We start from the raw sequence: 19,515 nt of genomic DNA, 5'->3' as shown, positions 1-19,515 counted from the left end.
CCTAAATTATCTTTTAGGCCCAATAGAATCATACACGTTTACTTTTGACCATAAATAACCATAATCGGCTATAAACTTTAAGTGTATTGGGTGTTTTTGATATATCTCCTCTTCTTCTAAATTTTCAAAGAAACACAACCACGAAAGGCTGTAGTCACGCACAATAACGTCACGTGTGGTTGGTGCAGCCTCGCCAATGTGAAAAAGCTTAATAGTAGGCACTTTTGATAACTTAAGTAAGCCTTCAGTAAGTTTTGCTCTATTTGCTGCATTGTCTTCTTTTAAATAAAAATAAACGTGGTGCACAAATCTCTCCTTTGACTCAGGAGCTTTTGCAACTGCTGCTAATGGCAATGCCGCCACTGCACCAAGACCCGCCTTTATAATAAAATCTCTTCTGTTGTTTTTCATGCTTTTTAGATTGAATATAAATTTAATATAATTTCAAAAAAAAACCCTACCAAGTATTAATCTGATAGGGATATATAGGTTTTAGTTTAAAGGATTAAAATAACCCTTCGCATCTGTTAATACAGTTTAAGTCTTCGAAAGCCGCTTCTAAACGTGTAACCATCGACTCTTCAGCTTTACGTAACCAAACTCTTGGGTCATAATACTTTTTGTTTGGAGAATCTGGACCGTCTGGACTTCCTAATTGTGTCTGTAGGTATCCTTCTTTGCTTTTGTAGTATTGTAAAATACCATCCCAGCTGCTCCATTGGATATCTGTATCGATATTCATTTTAACCGCACCGTAATCTATCGCCTCACGAATCTCTTCGCGGCTTGACCCTGATCCACCGTGGAATACGAAATTAACTGGCAAGTCACCTGTGTTATATTTTTCTTTGATAAAGTCTTGAGAGTTTTTCAAGATAACTGGCTGAAGCGAAACATTACCTGGCTTATAAACACCATGTACGTTTCCGAATGCTGCAGCAACTGTAAAGTTTGGAGATATTTTACCAAGCTCTTCGTATGCATAAGCAACTTCTGAAGGTTGCGTATATAGTTTAGAGCTGTCTACGTCTGTGTTATCCACACCGTCTTCTTCTCCACCTGTTACACCAAGCTCAATCTCTAGCGTCATGCCCATTTTGGCCATTCTCTCTAGGTATTTAGCAGAAATCTCAATATTTTCTTCGATTGGCTCTTCAGAAAGGTCAATCATGTGAGAGCTAAACAATGGGCTACCTGTAGCCGCAAAGTGTTTCTCACCCGCATCTAAAAGACCGTCTATCCAAGGCAATAATTTCTTAGCACAGTGGTCAGTATGTAAAACAACTGGCACACCATAGTGTTGGGCCATCTGATGTACATGCATAGCACCTGATATAGATCCAGCTATTGCAGCTTTTTGACCGTCGTTTGAAAGGCTTTTACCCGCATAAAATGACCCACCGCCATTCGAAAACTGAATAATAACCGGTGAATTTACTTTTGCTGCTGTTTCTAAAACTGCATTGATAGAATTGGTTCCTACTACATTTACAGCAGGTAGAGCGTAGTTATTTTCGTTTGCATGACGTAAAAGCTGATTTAATGCTTCTCCTGTAACTACACCTGGCTTGATCAAAGATTGACTCATAAATTAAATTTTAGAATTAAATTAAGATTTTCTTGTATTTTCGTCTGCTGAAGAATGTTATGCTAACATTTGTAACACAAAAGTACGAAAAAATGATGTTTTAATGTAGCATTTATAAATTTAAAAATTGCTTTCTTTCTACCTCCTCCATTTTCTCAATGGTATATCGCAAGGTGGTTCGAGGCATTTTTCGAATATTGGTTTTTATAAAATCTTCTACTTCTTCCTTGCCTTCGCGTTTCCAAATCTCTCGCAGCATCCAACCGTTTGCTTTGTGAATTAAATCATGCTTATGCTCAAGCAACAGTGTCACTACCTCAAAAGTAAACGTATAATAGCCATTTCTGATAAAATATAAACTGGAAATTACCGCAATTCGCTCCGACCAAAGATGCTCACTTTTAGCCAGCTTCAGTAAAACCGAATATTCTTTTTTATCGAAATAATATGGACCAAGTATAAAATGACACGAGCAGTCAACCAAGTCCCAATTGTTTATGTAATTGATATTTTTTAGATAAAAATCTACAATCTCGGTTTTCTCCTCCCAAGTTTTTGCTTTTTTATATTTCCAAACCAATATCGTAAGTGCCGCAAACCTGAATTCATGAATAGGGTCTTGAATCAAAGTTGTCAAGTCATACACTGTAAGCTTTTCTCTATATTCCTTGCAAATGGCCTGCACTTCGGGATTGCTTAGTCCTATGTAGGTATCCCCAGCTCCATACTCGCCTTCTTTTCCTTTATAATATCGGGACTTTAACTTCGCTTTTTCTTCACTTTTCAAGAAAAGCAAAGCAGACTTAATTTCTTCTTTCATATTTTTAGCAAATTTTTAAGAACCCTTTCACTTATTTTTTGTTCAATGATATACATTACCTCCCATTAATATTATATGGCAAATTCTAAAATAGGAATTATAGTAAGTACAAACAGAAAAGATGCTTTTTCAGCAAAAGTAGGGCAATATTACGCCAAAGCTATTGAAAATAAAGGCATCGAAACTGAAATTTTAAATTTAGCAAACCTTCCCGAAGACTTTGCGTTTTCGGCATTGTATCACAATTCTGGTAAAAATGAGGCTTTCAATGAGTTTCAAAAGAAAATCGATTCTTACCAAAAAATAGTTTTCATAGTTCCCGAATATAACGGCTCTTACCCAGGTATTCTAAAAACTTTTATTGACGGACTTCGCCACCCGGACAGCTTGGCTCATAAAAAGATATGTCTCGTGGGACTATCGGCAGGTGTGCTAGGAAACGCAGTGGGTCTAAGCCACCTCAGCGATGTTTTGAGTTACCTCAATGCCAATATTTTAGGACTAAGAATTAAGCTTGGGATGGCCGATAAAAATTTCATTGACGGAGAAATAACAAATGAAACCTACAAAAATTTCATAGCCAAGCAGATTGAATATTTCTTAGCCTTTTAGTTTTTTGATTCTTAGCTTCTAAAAAACTTAGAATTACGAAAAAAACTTATTTACTTTGAGCTTATCAAATATTTAACAACCTTTTAAAAATGAAATACTCTAGCCAATTTAAAGCCTTATTAACCCTATGTGGGTTAGGTGCATTTACGCTTGCAAATGCCCAAGGATACCCAAACACCCCTCCTGAGGTCTCTCCGATGCCGATGAAACCCGAAATGACGGAAATATGGACACCTGAAGTACGTGTAGTTACACCAGGCAAAACCGTAGGTGATGCACCTTCTGACGCCATTGTACTTTTCAACGGAAAAAATCTAGATCAGTGGGTAAGTCAAAAGGATATAACAAAACCTGCTGCATGGAACATTATTGACAATGATTATATGGAAGTAAAACCAGGAAGCGGAGGAATTCAAACTAAAATGAAATTCGGTGATATCCAACTGCACTTAGAATGGAGTGCTCCAGATGTAGTTGAAAACCAAGGTCAAGGACGTGGAAATAGTGGTGTATTTTTTCAAAACAGATACGAACTTCAAGTATTAGACAATTACAACAACCGTACGTATTCAAACGGGCAAGCGGGGAGTATTTACAAAGACGTAGCCCCTTTAGTAAATCCATTAAAAAGCCCACTTGAGTGGAATGTTTACGATGTAATATATACTGCTGTAAGATACAAAGCTGACGGTAGAGTGGATTCTCCAGCAAGAATCACAGTATTATTAAATGGTGTTTTGGTTCAAAACAATACCACTATTGCAGGACTTACAAATTATATTGGACTTCATATGTATCCGGATGCACACGGCGACGACGTGATTGCCCTTCAAGACCATAATAATAAAACTCAGTTTAGAAATATCTGGGTAAGGAAACTGTAATCAGAAAAACTTCTTATATGTGAAGGAGGGCAAACGCTCTCCTTTTTTTTATTTATGAAAACACCAAAACAAATATTGGCATACCTGCAAAGCAAAATTACCGCTTACCCACTTGAGGAAGCAAGAGAGATTGGCATTATTTGGCTTCAAAAGGTATTAGACATTTCGAAAACAGATATTAATTTCTCCGAAAGCCAAGTGGATGAAAATTCATTTAACATTGAAGAAACGATCCAAAGACTCAATCAAAATGAGCCGATTCAATATATTTTGGGCGAGGCATGGTTTAGAGATAGGCCATTTGTAGTGAACAAAAACGTTTTGATTCCGAGACCAGAAACAGAGGAAATAATTGACCTCATAAAAGCAGTTAATCCAAAAACAATACTTGACCTAGGCACCGGCAGTGGATGTATTCCTATCAGTTTAGCTTTAGAGATACCAAATGCCGGGGTTTATGCCATAGATATATCGGAAGGGGCATTGCAAGTTGCTACTCAAAATAATGCAAACCTAAAAGCCAATGTAAATTTTAAAAAAGGCGACATACTTAACTTTGTTTCACCTTTTGAAGAGCAAAAATTTGACGTGATTGTGAGCAATCCACCTTATGTTAAAAACGATGAAAAAACAGAAATGCGAGCGAATGTTTTGGCCTTTGAGCCACACCTTGCACTTTTTGTGGAGAATGAAGACCCTTTGCTTTTTTACCGACACATTGCCCAAATTGGACTTAAATATTTAAACGAGAATGGCTTTATTGTGGTAGAAATAAATTCATATCTAGGAAAAGAGACCAAAGCGTGTTTTGAAAGTTACGGATATTTGAAAGTAGAACTCATTCAGGACTTTCTTGGACGAGATAGATTTATCAAAATAAATAGATAGGTTTTATCCAATTTGAGCCGCTTAATTGCCAATAATTTTATAAATTCACCTTTTTTAAGTGCTGAAAACCTGACAATGGAAAATATAGATAAGCTTTACGCAAAAATAGACAACGTATTATCAGAAGTCCACAAAGTGGTAGTGGGGCAAGACTACCTCATAAATAGGCTTTTGGTGGGTCTTTTTACAAACGGTCACATTCTGCTTGAAGGTGTGCCGGGCTTAGCGAAAACTAAAACCATCAATACACTATCTAAAGTCCTTGATTTGGGTTTTAGGAGAATTCAGTTTACGCCTGATTTACTCCCTTCGGACCTGATAGGAACAATGATTTATAACCAAAAATCTGGCGACTTTGAAGTAAAAAAAGGCCCTATATTTGCCAATCTAATATTGGCAGATGAGGTAAACCGTGCCCCAGCAAAGGTGCAGTCGGCTCTGTTAGAAGCCATGGCCGAAAGACAAGTAACCATTGGCGAAGAATCATATATTTTAGATAAGCCTTTTTTGGTAATGGCCACACAAAACCCTGTGGAGCAAGAAGGAACCTACCCCCTACCGGAAGCACAGGTAGACCGATTTATGATGAAAGTATTCGTAAACTACCTCGACAAAAAAAGTGAACTTGAGATGATTAGAAAAATCTCGAATTTAGATTTTGTGGAAGACATAAAGCCGATTTTGAGCAAAAAAGATATTCTTGAAATCAAATCCTTGATTAACAATATCACGATTTCGGATATGCTGGAACGCTACATTGTAGAATTGGTTTTTGCTACAAGAAACCCCGAAGAATACGGACTAAAAGAAGAAGCGAGATACATTCAGTTTGGGGTTTCGCCAAGAGCGGGCATAGCCTTACACCAAGCAGCAAAGGCACTCGCGTTTTTTGATAAGCGAGACTATGTTTTACCTGAAGATATCAAAGCATTGGTGGCTGACGTATTTAACCATAGAATAATACTTAATTACGAAGCAGAAGCGGATGGTATCACCACCCGACAAATCATTGATGTAATCCTTAAAAAAGTAGCGATTGGAGGATAATAGTATATAAAAAGTAACAAACTATAAAAGCAATTCAATACTAGAAACTCAAAACTAACTACTCTTTACCCCTCATTTAAAATAACCGCCACCTCTTTAGCAAAATAACTAAGGATGATATCAGCACCGGCACGTTTCATGCTTAGGAGCATCTCCATCATGGCTTTGTCGCCATCTATCCAACCGTTTTGGCTTGCGGCTTTTATCATTGCATATTCACCCGAAACGTTATAGGCTGAAATAGGAATATTGAAGTTGTCTTTTAACGCTTTAATGACATCTAAATAACTAAACGCGGGTTTCACCATCATGATATCGGCACCCTCTTCGAAATCTAACTGTGCTTCTAAAAGAGCCTCTTTTATATTTGCAGGATTCATTTGGTAAGTTTTCTTATCGCCAAACTTTGGAGCGGAATCTAAAGCATCACGAAAAGGACCATAAAAGGCACTCGCATATTTAGCAGTGTAAGCCATTATGCTCACATCTGTAAAACCTGCACGGTCTAATCCCTTACGGATAGCACCCACGCGGCCATCCATCATGTCTGAGGGCCCTATTATGTCTGCACCTGCCTTGGCTTGAGCTATTGACATATTGGTCAAAATTTCGACTGTTTCGTCGTTTATTATTTTACCGTTTTCTACCACGCCGTCGTGCCCATCAGAACTGTATGGATCTAAAGCTACGTCGGTCATTATGACCAAATCAGGAAACTTAGACTTCACCTCCGACAGAGCTCTCAAATAAAGCGTTTCGGGCAATAGACTCTCAGAGCCATATTTGTCTTTTTTAGACTCAGGGTAGTTTGGAAACAAACAGATAGACTTAATTCCAAGACTTTGCACCTCTTTGAGTTCAATCAAAAGCGTATCTAAACTATATCTAAAAATACCAGGCATAGACTTTATCTCTGACTTTATGCCTTGGCCTTCCATCACAAACATCGGGAATATAAAATCTGCAATTTGAAGGCTAGTTTCTTGCACCATTGCCCTGATGCCTGCATTTAGTCTATTTCTTCTTGGTCTTCTTTGTAAAATCTGCATGTGACTGTTTTTTTTTGATATTAGTATTACGCTATTTTGAGACAAATAGTTTTATGAGTTTGGACTTGTCAATAAATAAAAATGACGCCTCACAAAGTAAAGCGTCATTTTTCTAATTTTGAACAATTATGTTATGAATTTTTCAAGGCTTCTGCACCACCAACAATCTCAAGGATCTCGGTAGTAATAGCCGCCTGACGCGATCTGTTGTATTCAATTTTAAGTGCTTTTAGCAAGTCGCCACCGTTTTCGGTTGCTTTGTCCATTGCTGTCATACGTGCTCCATGCTCTGAAGCATTAGAGTCTAAAACAGCTTTGTATACTTGCATTTTGATAGATTTTGGTATTAACTCCAAAATAATTTCTTCTTCAGAAGGCTCGAAAATATAGTCAGCTTTGGTGGTAGAAGTCTGGTTAGAAACCTCGTTTACTAAAGGAAGAAGTTTTTCAGTTTTGATAATTTGAGTGGCTACGTTTTTGAATTCGTTATACGCTAATACAACTTCGTCGTAAACACCATTAGCAAAAGCAGCCATTACTTGCTCAGCAGCTTCTCTTGCCGTATCAAAACTCAATCTTTGGAATATATCACTGAAAGATTTGTCTACTTTATATCCTCTTCTTACAAAAGCCTCGTCACCTTTTTTACCCAAAGGGAAAATGGTTACATTGCCTTTAGCATCTTGAGCAGGATAATGCTCGCTAATGTAAGCAGCAGTGGCTTTGATAACATTTGAATTAAAAGCTCCACAAAGACCTCTGTCAGAAGTTACCACGATAACCAAAACATTGCTTACTTCTCTAACTTGAGTGTAAGGGCTTGCGGCACCTACTTCAGTACCTTCAGATACCTGAGCAATAAGTTCATTGAGCTTATTGGCATATGGTCTCATTTGAATGATACGGTCTTGAGCTCTCCTAAGCTTCGCCGCCGAAACCATTTTCATGGCCTTGGTGATTTGCATGGTAGAGTTTACCGATACTATTCTGTTTCTTACTTCTTTTAATGAAGCCATTTCTTTATTGTCTTTTTTGATGATGGAAGAAAGATGAGCGAACTCACCTTTCTCCGTATTTCAACATTAAATTCTTATGCGTACTTCTGAGAAAGTTCCTTTCCGAACTTCACGATATACTCTGAATCTTCTTTTTCTAATTTTCCTTTTGTAAGGTTAGCAAGAATCTCAGGCTTAGTAGATTTCAATACTGTAAGGAATTCGTTTTCGTATTCTTTCACACGAGCTACAGGAACTAAGTCCATGATACCGTTGATAGATCCGAAAATAATCGCTACTTGGTCACCTACTGACTGTGGCTGATACTGTCCTTGCTTCAATATCTCCTGGTTTCTACGACCACGATCAATTACAAGTTTAGTAGCTGCATCAAGGTCAGAACCGAACTTAGAGAAAGCCTCCAATTCACGGAATTGAGCTTGGTCAAGTTTAAGTGTACCTGCCACTTTTTTCATTGACTTGATCTGAGCATTACCTCCCACACGTGATACCGAGATACCTACGTTAATAGCTGGACGAATACCTGCGTTAAACAAGTTAGACTCAAGGAATATCTGTCCGTCAGTAATCGAGATTACGTTAGTTGGGATATATGCCGAAACGTCACCTGCTTGAGTTTCGATGATTGGAAGGGCTGTAAGCGATCCACCACCTTTTACCTTTCCTTTCAATGAAGGAGGTAGGTCGTTCATGTCTTGTGCGATTGCATCAGATTGGTTAATCTTAGCGGCACGCTCCAACAATCTCGAGTGAAGATAGAATACGTCTCCTGGATAAGCCTCACGACCTGGAGGACGACGTAGTAAAAGAGAAACCTCACGGTAAGCAACTGCTTGCTTAGAAAGGTCATCATATATTACCAATGCAGGACGACCTGTATCTCTGAAATACTCTCCGATGGCTGCACCCGTAAACGGAGCAAAGAACTGCATCGGCGATGGATCAGAAGCATTAGCTGCTACGATTACCGTATAGTCCATAGCTCCGTAACGTCTCAAAGTTTGTTCTACCGCTTTCACAGTAGAGGCTTTTTGACCACAAGCTACATATATACAATATACAGGCTCCCCTTTATCAAAAAATTCTTTTTGGTTGATGATGGTGTCAATACAAACGGCAGTTTTACCAGTTTGACGGTCACCAATCACAAGCTCTCTTTGACCTCTACCAATTGGAATCATGGCATCGATGGCCTTGATACCTGTTTGAAGAGGCTCAGTAACTGGCTGACGGTAGATTACACCGGGAGCTTTTCTTTCTACTGGCATCTCAAAAGTCTCACCTTGGATAGGGCCATTGCCATCAATTGGCTCAGCAAGTGTATTAACTACACGTCCTATGATACCTTCTCCTACTTTTACAGAAGCAATTTCTCCTGTACGTTTTGCTACAGATCCTTCTTTGATTCCAGAAGCATCACCTAACAATACCGCACCTACATTGTCTTCTTCAAGGTTAAGAGCTAAACCTTTTAGACCGTTTTCGAAAACGATCAATTCTCCTTGTTGTACTTTTGATAATCCGTAAATACGAGCTACCCCGTCACCTACTTGGAGTACCGTACCCACTTCTTCTAATTCCGCTTCGGTTTTTGCACCCGCCAATTGCTCACGCAAAATTGCCGAAACTTCGTCTGGTCTAACTGATGCCATGCTATATGATAATTAATTTATAAACAATTAAAAAAGCCCAATCTGATACATTTAGAACTGATTAGGTAGAGATTTCGGGTGCGAAATAAGTAAAAAAATTTCATAATTCCGATAAATATCTAAAAAAATGTATCTAAACCTTGCATTATTTTTAGAATGTGTGTTTTTTAGAAATGCCCAATTTTCAATATTGAGATTAAAAAAAGATGAAAGAAACACCGACTTTCTTCTCAAAATCTTAATTTGAAGATTAAAAATCTATTAAAGGTAAATTAAATTCTTTAGAATATTCATATGCCCTTCCCCTGCCAGCAGATGCATCCTGAGAACATTTCGGAAAGGCCTTCTAATTCTTTATCAAAAATACCGAAGACTGTGGAGCCGCTGCCTGTCATTGAGGCGTAGATTGCTCCTAGGCCATAGAGTTTGTCTTTTATTTCGAGGATTTTGGGGTATTTGTCTTTTAGGCCAATTTCGAAGTCATTTACTAAAGTATCTTTCCAAGTGTTTATGGGCTGTGCTATTATTTCTTTTATCGAAACTTCGGGCTTTTGAGGTTTTATGCTCGCGTAGGCTTCGGCCGTAGATATGTGGATTTGAGGATTTACCAAAACCCAAGTCTTTTTGCTTAGATCTAAATTTACGGTTTCAAATTCATTTCCCCTACCGAAACAATACATGGGCTTGTTTTCTATAAAAAAAGAGCAATCGCTCCCTAGCTGTGAGGCATAGCCTTGCAGTTGCGTTATGGAGAGATTCAGTTCAAACACCTCATTTAATAACTTTAGCATAAAGGCTCCGTCTGCCGAACCTCCGCCTATACCCGCCCCCATGGGCAAGATTTTATGTAGGTGGATATTCACATGGGCGTCGGGCATCAAACCTTCATTTTTTAACAAATCAAATGCTTTAATTATTAAGTTATTTGCCGCATCCCCAGGGATTGGCAAGCCTGTGGTCTGAAAATGCTGTTCTTCTGACTTTACTACCTCCAGCATGTCTGCCCAAGCAATCGGATAAAAAACCGACTCTATATTATGGTATCCATCCGAACGTTTTTCGGTGATATTGAGACCTAAATTAACTTTTGCGTTTGGGAAAGAGACCATTAAGGATTGATTATTTTTTCAAAATTGAGAAAAGGAGAATTGATTACCAAAAAAATACAGGAATTAGAATTACTTGTGACCGAAAAAAAATGAATCATTTTAACAGCTAGATCCGACTGAACGCAATTAAAAGTAATAAAAAGAAGTAATTATTTATAAAAACTTAAATATTGAATAAACAGAAAAATACTACTTAATCCTTGACTTTAAAGCTTTTATCTAAAAATATACACCTAATACTTTTTTATAATTGAAAATTGAATTACTTTTGCAACCCAAAATAGGAGTGTGGAGTGAATGGTTCTTTCACATTTCTGAATTTTTCATTTAAAAAATCAGAACCAAATGTCACAAAAAATCAGAATTAAACTGAAGTCGTTTGACCACATGTTGGTTGACAACTCAGCAGAAAAAATCGTGAAGGCTGTAAAATCTACAGGTGCTTCAGTTAGTGGTCCAATTCCATTACCTACTCGCGTAGAGAAATTCACGGTACTACGTTCTCCTCACGTATCTAAGAAATCAAGAGAGCAGTTCCAATTATGTACGTACAAGAGATTGATCGATATCTTCTCTGCAAGTCCTAAAACGGTTGATGCCCTAATGAAATTAGAATTACCTGCAGGTGTTGATGTTGAAATCAAAGTGTAGTTTTTAGCTAAAGACATTTCGAAAAACCTCCTTGCTCACGCTTGGAGGTTTTTTATTTGCTTTTTTTACTCAAAGACATACATTTCAGGTTTAATTTTAGAGATTATCCAAAACAAACTTTGGGTTAAGACCAAAAAGTGTATTTTTGTTTCAAAAAAATACGCTAGCCATGTTTGTACTATCAAAATCCAATTCTATAGCCAATCAGTTTATAGCCGAACTGAGAGACAAAAACATACAAAAAGACCCTATGAGATTCAGGCGAAATCTGGAGCGAATTGGAGAAATATTTGCCTACGAAATATCAAAATCGCTAAGCTACAAAACCATTGAGATTACCACTTCACTGGGCACCAAAGAGACCCAAGTCATAAAAGACGCTCCCGTTTTAGTGACCATACTCAGAGCTGGGCTTCCTTTACACCAAGGCTTTTTAAATTATTTTGATTCTTCCGAAAATGCCTTTATTGGAGCCTACAGAGGGGTTCATGACCTTAAAGAAAACTTCGAGATAGAAATGGACTATATCAGTAGCCCTGACATACAAGGCAAAACACTGATAATATGCGACCCTATGCTGGCAACGGGCAAGTCGGTAGAAAAAGCCTACCACGCCATGTTGAGATTTGGCATTCCGGCCAAAACACACGTGGTGTCTGTGGTGGCAAGCCAACGCGGCATACGATATGTAACCGCCCGAATGTCAGAATGTAGATTTTGGATAGGTGACATTGACCCTGAACTTAACACAAAATCGTATATAGTGCCTGGCCTTGGCGATGCCGGCGACTTGGCTTTTGGAGAGAAAAATTAAATAAACCCTAATAGACAAAACCCTTTAAATGGAAAATTCGATTTCTGACCTTAAAAAACTAATTAGCCTCCCCGTTATTGTGGCTGCTCTTGGTTATTTTGTAGACATTTATGACCTACAGCTTTTTGGCATTGTGCGTATTCCTAGTTTAGAAGCCCTCGGCCTAAACTCCACCGAAGTAGACGCCGTAGGAAAAGACATTATAAACCTACAGATGATTGGCCTACTACTCGGCGGAATCTTGTGGGGAACTTTGGGAGACAAGAAAGGCAGACTTTCGGTGCTTTTTGGCTCTATCATTACTTATTCTATTGCCAATATCCTTTGTGGTTTTGTGCCTCAAATCCACTTTATGAATCAAGTAGAAGCCTACAAATGGTTGCGTTTTTTAGCAGGAATTGGCCTTGCGGGTGAGCTCGGTGCGGGTATCACGCTTGTGTCTGAAGTGCTACCTCCAAACCTTAGAGCCAAAGGAACATCTTTGGTAGCTGGAGTTGGCCTTTTGGGTGCGGTGGTAGCCAACTACACCGTGAAACTATCGGGCGACTGGACCATCGCCTACTTTGTGGGTGGCGGAATGGGCATAGCCTTGCTATTGCTACGCGTTGGAGTTATAGAGTCGGGCATGTTTAAGACCGTACATAACGACAAAAATGTAACGAAGGGAAACTTCTTCGCTTTCTTTAATGACTGGGACCGTTTTGTAAAATACATGAAATGTATCGGCATTGGCCTTCCTACCTGGTTTTGTATCGGCATATTGGTTTATTTCAGTAACCAATTTGGCGACTATTTTGGCTTTAGCGAAAAAGTAAACCCCGGCAATGCCATTATGTGGGCGTATATCGGAATTTCAGCTGGAGACCTCTTGAGTGGCTTTTTTAGTCATTGGCTGGAATCTCGCAAAAAAGCGATTATGATTATGATGGCCATGTCACTTTTGGGTGTTATCTATTATTTATATGGAGGAATGAAAAACGCCACAACACTTTATGCAGTTTGTACTTGGCTAGGCTTCTGGACGGGTTATTGGGCCATGTTTGTGACCGTAGGTGCCGAGCAATTTGGCACAAACCTACGTGCTACGGCAGCCACCACTATTCCGAACATGGTGAGAGGTTCGGTTTTTGGCATGAACATCCTTTTTGCGTATTTCACTACAGGCCAAGGCGTAATAATAGCCGCAAGCATTGTCGGAATCATCATTTATGCCATCGGGTTTTATTCGACGTACACCATCGGCGAAACGCACAATAAAGATCTAGACTATTTGGAAGCGTAGAGACAAATTAAAAGCTATTTTGCTTCCTAGGCATTCTGTGTTTTAAATGAGTTTTCAGCTTTTAGAAAATAAACAGATACAAGACTAGAAACTATACAGTAACTAATAAAAATGCCAGCTAGCCAGTTGGCATTTTTTAGTATAGGGTCCCATAGTGTGGTTTGGGTTACTATGAATATTCCGGCGGCATTTTTTATAATTTCAAAAATCAGGAAATTGGGGTTTTGGTCCATAAACTCGGTATACGCATACACAACCAAGAAAATCCATAATCCGTAGCTGAGCATTTGAGTAAGATTAAACTCACCGATGAAATAAAACAAAGCCGAAAGAAAGCCCAAAGTCATTAAAAATTGTGTCCATATCCAAACTCTTCCTTTTAAGTCAAAAACAGTGGTGTATTTTACCATTCGCATAGGATCTTGAACTTTGGCTACGGGATATTTCTCTTCAAAACCCTCTGGCCTCCACCCTGTAGGTTTAAACCAAATCGTGAATTTGTCTTGCCACTTGGGTGCTCGCCATGCGTCTTGAATCAATAAAGCCAAGTGTTGAAAATTAATTTTTATCGGATTCCAAGTGCTGGCAGGTCGGGTGATGCCGTAAACAGGTTTTACGTCGGGTAGCTCTTCTTGAAAAGTGCCAAATAATTTATCCCAAATAATGAATATCTGACTGTGGTTTTTGTCTAAATATTCGGGATTGATGGCATGATGCACCCTATGATGTGAAGGCGTAACAATGATTTTTTCTAAAAAGCCCATTCTGTCAATGTAGACCGTATGGTACCAAAACTGAGCAAAAAGCTGAACAGGTGCTACCAATGCAATAACTTCAGGCGGTACGCCAAAAAATGCAGCGGGAATTAGAAAAAAGGTAAAAACATTAACAAACGAAGATATGCTCTGACGTAAAGCACAAGCCAAATTAAACTCCTCAGAACTGTGGTGAATGGCGTGTTTGTTCCAAAAGAAATTTATCTGATGCGAAAGCCTATGCACCCAATAACCCGATAAATCTAGGGCAACAAAAGCAATGATATAAACCCAAACCGATGACTTTATTTGAAAATACGCGATATGGTCATAAAACCATTTATACGAAATAATAGTAATGCCCAAACCCAACACGTCTTTGAGCGTATTGGTATAGCCCGAACTCAGACTGGAGATGGTATCCATGGTGTGAAATTCATCTCCAAACTTTAGATATCCGTAAAATTTCTCAGCCAAAACCAGCAAAAGAAAAATTGGCGAGGCTATTAATAATATATGAGCGTAAGTTTCCATAAATAGTATGCTTGCATAATAGTATACACAAATATAAGTATTTATTGAAAAAATTGAGAGATTCGGGTAATTTATAGAGGCGATTCTTCCTTAAATTACAAGTAGTCAATCAAAAATTATCTGATAGTTTCTACTTCTCCCGTTTCCGTTTATCGCCAAAATACCTTTTTCAGCGAGTTCCACTAAATCACGTGTGGCGGTTGCAAGCGAACACCTTGTAATAGATACATACTTTTTGGCACTCATGCCGCCCTCAAAAAACTCTCCCTTTTCAAGCATTTTAGCAATCGCTTTATTTTGCCTTAGATTAAAATTTGCATTATTCTTTTCAAAAAATTTAGCCTTTTTAATAGAAAAACTTACGATATCGTCAAATGCATCTTGAGCTTCTATAACCATTTCGCAAAACCACAAAACCCAATCCCCTATTTTTAACGATTGCTGTGCATTTTTGAGTGCCTCATAATACTCGTTACGCTTTTTTTCAATTATTGTGGATATGCTAAACATGACCGGTTTACCTAAGCCCATCGAAAGTGCTTTTTCTGAAATCAACCTTCCAATCCGACCGTTTCCGTCTTCAAATGGATGGATACTCTCGAAATACAAATGAGCAATCGCTGCTTTAATTAATATCGACTGAAGATTAGCCTGACTAAACCAGTCGAAAAAACGATTCATCTCTTTTTGAACTTGAGATGAAGGCGGTGCCTCAAAATGCACTATCTCTTTACCAATACTGCCCGAAATAACCCGCATCGGCTCAGTATGACTTCGCCATGCTCCTACATTATTAATATACTGCCCCTGCATCAATAAAGTGTGCCACTCAAATAGCATTGATTCTGAAAGTGGCGATTCAAATGACTCACGAGAACTTACTAGCAGTTTGGCAAAACCTGCTGAGCGTTTGTCTTTTATAAAAAACTGTGGCGTATCAAAACCCAAGTGTCTTTTTATAGAAGATGAAAGATCGGTTCTACTAATCATTTCTCCTTCAATTGCCGATGATTTGATTGCCTCCGAAACCAATAAATCTACTAATGTAAGCTCAGACTGCTGTTTAGTAAAATACATAAACTTGCCATCAATTTGACCTGCTTTCTTCAGAAATTCTCTTTCATGTTTTGCAAACTCAGAAGCGTCATATTGAAACTCGGGCCATTCAGGGTTTTGCCAATTATACATAAATGATTGGATTAAATTATATAATCACCTCAAATATAATCATTTTTTGATTTGATTAGAAAGAAAAAGCAACTCAAATTGTTTATCTCGAAGAAAAATGCGTCGAATAAAATAAAAAATCCCCTCAACTATGTGACATTAATGAGGGGATTAGAAAATATGCAATTACTAAAACAAAAACTATTTCAACTCCTTCACGCCCATATTCCAAAAGATAAACCCATAGATATCTGCCATGGTTTCTAGGTTCTTTTTGGTGTTTGATGCTCCGTGACCCGAGTTGGTATCTATGCGTATCAGTAAAGGATTTTTAGTACTTCCTTCGGCGGTAGCTTGCAATTCGGCGGCGTATTTAAAGGAGTGTGCAGGCACAACGCGGTCGTCGTGGTCTGCTGTAGTTACCAAAGTAGCCGGGTAGTTTACGCCAGATTTTATATTATGCAGTGGCGAATATCCGTACAAAACCTTAAACTCTTCGGCATTGTCTGCTGAGCCGTAGTCAGCTATCCAGTTCCACCCGATAGTGAACTTATGGAAACGCAACATGTCCATTACGCCCACTTGGGGTATGGCTACCTTGGCTAAGTCTGGCCTTTGGTTAATAACGGTTCCTACCAAAAGCCCGCCGTTAGAGCCTCCACGAAGAGCCAAATGCTCCGAGTTGCAATATTTGTTGGCTATCAGATACTCTCCAGCAGCAATAAAATCATCAAATACATTTTGCTTTTTAAGCTTCATTCCTTGTTCGTGCCATTTTTCGCCATATTCAGACCCTCCACGCAAATTGGCTTGTGCATAAACACCGCCATACTCCAAAAACGGAATTAAAAGCGGACTAAAAGCAGGGTTAAGGCTGACATTAAAACCACCATATCCATATAACAATGTTGGGTTTTGACTGTTAAGCTTTATGCCTTTTTTGTAGGTGATAAACATTGGCACTTTGGTGCCGTCTTTCGAAGTATAAAAAACTTGCTTAGTTTCAAAATCAGTAGCGGTAAACTTCACTTCGGGGTTTCTGAACACTGAGCTTTTCCCTGAGGCGATGTCATATCTATAAATAGTGGGCGGAAAAGTAAAAGAAGTAAATGAATAGAAGACAAACTTGTCATCGTTTTCACCTCCAAAACCTCCGGCAGTTCCCAATCCTGGCAAAACCACTTCTTTTTCTAATTTTCCTTTCAAATCATACACATAAATACGCGTGGTAACATCTTTGAGATAGTTCAAAAACAACTTTCCGCCTGCCGTGCTTGCCCCTTGCAGTGGCTCTGGCCTTTCAGGCAAAAACTCGGTCATACTTTTTGATTTCAAATCAAACCACATCAGCTTTTCGTTTGGTGCGGCATCGTTGGTTTGAATCATGAATTTCCCTCCGATATTATCAATAAACGAATACGCCGAATTACTAACTTCAGCCACCACTGGACTAAACGTACTTTCCCCTTTTTTCATGAAATAAAGGGCATTGCCGTCTAAGCCTTTACCCCTATCGCTGATATATAAAAGTGCGAACTGCTCGTCTTCTGAGGTGCTTAGGGTATGAAAACGCTGCGGATTGTTTTTGTCTTCATAAATTAACTTATCACTGGCTTGGCTACTACCCACGGCATGATACCACACTTGGTGATTTTCGTTTTTTGCGGCCAAAGCACTCCCTTCGGGCTTGGGATATCGGCTGTAGTAAAAACCATCGCCTTGCCATGCCAAACCCGAAATTTTAACCCATTCGAGTTTGTCACTTAGATTTTTCTTGGTATCCAAGTCCATCACAAACACATCCATCCAGTCAGAACCCCCACTTGAAAGCGAATATGCTGCGTATTTGCCATTTTTTGAAATACTAAACTGCATGAGTCTCGTGGTGCCTTCGGCAGAAAGTGCATTTGGATCTAAAACCAACTCAGGCTTGGCCGTTAGGCCCTTTTGACGGTAAAGCACCGACTGGTTTTGCAGTCCATTGTTTTTGTAGAAATAAAACCATTCTCCTTTTTTTGAAGGAGCCGAATATTTCGGATAATTATATATTTCTTCTAACCTATTTTGAAGCTTCGCTCGGTAAGGTATTTTGCTGAGATAATCGTTGGTAACATCATTTTGAGCTTTTACCCAATCTGCCGTTTCTGCCGACTTGTCGTCTTCCAACCATCTATAAGGGTCGCTGACTACAGTGCCATGGTAGTTGTCAGTCTGGTCTATTTTTTTTGTTATAGGATACTTAATTTGAGCCATAGAAATACATGTACTTAGTAAAATTAAAAGTGAAATTTTTGATGTCATAGTTGTAACAGGTTTGTTGATAATGCAAGTTAATTTTTTGAATAAATAATAAATACTTAAATCCTTTTTTTAAGAAAATGTTTAATCACAAAATCAAGGTCGCTCAAAGATAAACTTAGATTCCGAAAAACCTCCTTTGGTGATTGGTAGACTCTCTGATTTCAAGATTTGGTTCAAATATCACTTCTTTTGGCTTGGAGTTAATTCCTAAATGAATCTCTTCTATCAAAGCATTTACAGCTTGCTTCCCCAACTCGTAAGAAGGCACACTTACAGCAGAAATACTGGGAGCTGAAGCAGCCAAGAATGGAGCATCAAAATAGCTCAAAATCCCTATGTCTTTCGGAATATTATACCCCAAATCTGTCACTGCCCTAAAAACCCCGATAGCGACCTCTTCATTCGCAGCAAAAAAAGCATCGGGCCTTTCGGCTTGCTTCAGCAGCTCTGTAGTTTTTTCATAGGCATGGTTTTGGTCAAAGTCTCCCATAATTATTTTCTTTTCATATTCACTTAAGTTGGCTTCTTTTAGAGCTTTAAGATGTCCATATTCTGCTGAAAAAACTGAGCTATGACTAGCTTTGGCTCCCAAAAAACAAATTTTTCGATAACCTTTTTCAATCAACAATTCGGTTCCTAAAACAGCACCTTTGCTGTAATCAATAAAATACTGAGGTGCCTGGATGTCGGCACATTTACTATCAAAAAAAACCAAGGGCTTATTGAGCTTTAAGATATTTTGAAAATGATCAGCGGTGGTGGTTTCATTAGCTTTTGAGATTAAAAAACCGTCTACTTTAGTTTTTAATAAACGCTGAATAGCCGCCACCTCTCTACCAAAAGAGTCCCCGGTTTCTATCACCGAAAGCGTAAAACCCGCATTTAAAGTCGACTCGTTCATCCCTTTGAGCATTTGAACATGATGTGCATCAAAACAAGGAATAAAAGAAGCAATGACCAAGCTATTCTCTGTTTCTAATCCACTCGGAGTACCGGATGGTGACTTATAATCGAGATTTTTTGAAAGGGAAATAACAGCCTGCCGAGTTTCGAAATTTATTTCAGGCATTCCTCTTAAAGCTCTGGAGACCGTTGAAATGGACAAGCCAAGCTGCGTGGCAATTTGTTTTAGTGTAGGTTTTTTGGGTTTCATTTTATAGGGGATTTAAACTTGGGCTTAGCTTTATATTATACTAAAATACAAGCATTTACACTTCAAATGTAAATATTTATTTAGAATAAATCAATAGCTCCGCAAACTTTCCGGAAAATACCACAAGCCATTTTTTTCCATAAAAAAAGGGGAGTTAAAATTCTGATTAACTCCCCTTATTAAAATATCACAA

At 38.5% G+C, this 19,515-nt stretch carries 18 protein-coding genes; 7 read left to right on the top strand and 11 right to left on the bottom strand.

The window, feature by feature from the left end; translation table 11 throughout:
- Nucleotides 1-6 precede the first annotated feature (6 nt).
- From ACFOOI_RS17175 to ACFOOI_RS17165, 3 genes are all read right to left on the bottom strand, one after another.
- A complete protein-coding gene (locus ACFOOI_RS17175) occupies nt 7-411 on the bottom strand; it encodes a Dabb family protein (RefSeq protein ID WP_379839266.1) in 405 nt (134 codons plus the stop codon).
- A 94-nt stretch (nt 412-505) separates the two neighbouring features.
- Entirely contained in the window at nt 506-1,588 is a 1,083-nt protein-coding gene (gene fbaA / locus ACFOOI_RS17170) for a class II fructose-bisphosphate aldolase (RefSeq protein ID WP_379839265.1), read from the bottom strand.
- A gap of 112 nt (nt 1,589-1,700) precedes the next feature.
- The gene (locus tag ACFOOI_RS17165; RefSeq protein ID WP_379839264.1) at nt 1,701-2,408 is read right to left on the bottom strand and encodes a DNA alkylation repair protein; all 708 of its coding nucleotides are present in this window, start codon (nt 2,406-2,408) and stop codon (nt 1,701-1,703) included.
- 75 nt (nt 2,409-2,483) lie between these two features.
- Here ACFOOI_RS17165 and ACFOOI_RS17160 point away from each other — a divergent pair, with 75 nt between their 5' ends.
- From ACFOOI_RS17160 to ACFOOI_RS17145, 4 genes are all read left to right on the top strand, one after another.
- Nucleotides 2,484-3,020 (top strand): NADPH-dependent FMN reductase, encoded by a 537-nt coding sequence (locus ACFOOI_RS17160; protein WP_379839263.1) that lies wholly within the window; start codon nt 2,484-2,486, stop codon nt 3,018-3,020.
- Between the two features lie 89 nt (nt 3,021-3,109).
- The gene (locus ACFOOI_RS17155) at nt 3,110-3,904 is read left to right on the top strand and encodes a 3-keto-disaccharide hydrolase (protein WP_379839262.1); all 795 of its coding nucleotides are present in this window, start codon (nt 3,110-3,112) and stop codon (nt 3,902-3,904) included.
- 54 nt (nt 3,905-3,958) lie between these two features.
- Entirely contained in the window at nt 3,959-4,792 is an 834-nt protein-coding gene (prmC, locus tag ACFOOI_RS17150; protein ID WP_379839261.1) for a peptide chain release factor N(5)-glutamine methyltransferase, read from the top strand.
- A gap of 75 nt (nt 4,793-4,867) precedes the next feature.
- Nucleotides 4,868-5,839 (top strand): AAA family ATPase, encoded by a 972-nt coding sequence (locus ACFOOI_RS17145; RefSeq protein WP_379839260.1) that lies wholly within the window; start codon nt 4,868-4,870, stop codon nt 5,837-5,839.
- A gap of 65 nt (nt 5,840-5,904) precedes the next feature.
- Here ACFOOI_RS17145 and hemB read toward each other — a convergent pair whose 3' ends face one another.
- The 4 genes from hemB to ispE all read right to left on the bottom strand — a co-directional run bounded on the left by hemB (nt 5,905) and on the right by ispE (nt 10,665).
- Complete coding sequence (gene hemB, locus ACFOOI_RS17140; protein WP_379839259.1) at nt 5,905-6,888, bottom strand: porphobilinogen synthase; 984 nt, start codon at nt 6,886-6,888, stop codon at nt 5,905-5,907.
- A 131-nt stretch (nt 6,889-7,019) separates the two neighbouring features.
- Nucleotides 7,020-7,904, bottom strand: coding sequence for an ATP synthase F1 subunit gamma (gene atpG, locus ACFOOI_RS17135; RefSeq protein ID WP_379839258.1), 885 nt, complete (start codon nt 7,902-7,904; stop codon nt 7,020-7,022).
- A gap of 74 nt (nt 7,905-7,978) precedes the next feature.
- A complete protein-coding gene (gene atpA / locus ACFOOI_RS17130) occupies nt 7,979-9,556 on the bottom strand; it encodes a F0F1 ATP synthase subunit alpha (protein ID WP_379839257.1) in 1,578 nt (525 codons plus the stop codon).
- A 290-nt stretch (nt 9,557-9,846) separates the two neighbouring features.
- The gene (ispE, locus tag ACFOOI_RS17125) at nt 9,847-10,665 is read right to left on the bottom strand and encodes a 4-(cytidine 5'-diphospho)-2-C-methyl-D-erythritol kinase (RefSeq protein ID WP_379839256.1); all 819 of its coding nucleotides are present in this window, start codon (nt 10,663-10,665) and stop codon (nt 9,847-9,849) included.
- Between the two features lie 345 nt (nt 10,666-11,010).
- On the opposite strand from ispE, the gene rpsJ reads away from it, so the two are divergent.
- The 3 genes from rpsJ (at nt 11,011) to ACFOOI_RS17110 (ending at nt 13,412) form a co-directional block, all read left to right on the top strand.
- Entirely contained in the window at nt 11,011-11,316 is a 306-nt protein-coding gene (gene rpsJ / locus ACFOOI_RS17120; RefSeq protein WP_379839255.1) for a 30S ribosomal protein S10, read from the top strand.
- A gap of 169 nt (nt 11,317-11,485) precedes the next feature.
- Entirely contained in the window at nt 11,486-12,130 is a 645-nt protein-coding gene (upp, locus tag ACFOOI_RS17115) for a uracil phosphoribosyltransferase (RefSeq protein WP_379839254.1), read from the top strand.
- Nucleotides 12,131-12,158: 28 nt separating this feature from the next.
- A complete protein-coding gene (locus ACFOOI_RS17110) occupies nt 12,159-13,412 on the top strand; it encodes an MFS transporter (protein WP_379839253.1) in 1,254 nt (417 codons plus the stop codon).
- A gap of 26 nt (nt 13,413-13,438) precedes the next feature.
- Here ACFOOI_RS17110 and ACFOOI_RS17105 read toward each other — a convergent pair whose 3' ends face one another.
- The 4 genes from ACFOOI_RS17105 to ACFOOI_RS17090 all read right to left on the bottom strand — a co-directional run bounded on the left by ACFOOI_RS17105 (nt 13,439) and on the right by ACFOOI_RS17090 (nt 19,322).
- Complete coding sequence (locus ACFOOI_RS17105) at nt 13,439-14,701, bottom strand: sterol desaturase family protein (protein WP_379839252.1); 1,263 nt, start codon at nt 14,699-14,701, stop codon at nt 13,439-13,441.
- Between the two features lie 105 nt (nt 14,702-14,806).
- Nucleotides 14,807-15,889 (bottom strand): Fic family protein, encoded by a 1,083-nt coding sequence (locus tag ACFOOI_RS17100; RefSeq protein ID WP_379839251.1) that lies wholly within the window; start codon nt 15,887-15,889, stop codon nt 14,807-14,809.
- A gap of 180 nt (nt 15,890-16,069) precedes the next feature.
- Nucleotides 16,070-18,169 (bottom strand): prolyl oligopeptidase family serine peptidase, encoded by a 2,100-nt coding sequence (locus tag ACFOOI_RS17095; protein ID WP_379839250.1) that lies wholly within the window; start codon nt 18,167-18,169, stop codon nt 16,070-16,072.
- A 115-nt stretch (nt 18,170-18,284) separates the two neighbouring features.
- A complete protein-coding gene (locus ACFOOI_RS17090; RefSeq protein ID WP_379839249.1) occupies nt 18,285-19,322 on the bottom strand; it encodes a LacI family DNA-binding transcriptional regulator in 1,038 nt (345 codons plus the stop codon).
- Nucleotides 19,323-19,515 lie beyond the last annotated feature (193 nt).

Source organism: Lacihabitans lacunae (genome assembly GCF_042649125.1).
GTDB classification, from domain to species: Bacteria; Bacteroidota; Bacteroidia; order Cytophagales; family Spirosomataceae; genus Leadbetterella; species Leadbetterella lacunae.
This window is presented reverse-complemented; position numbering and strand designations above follow the sequence as displayed.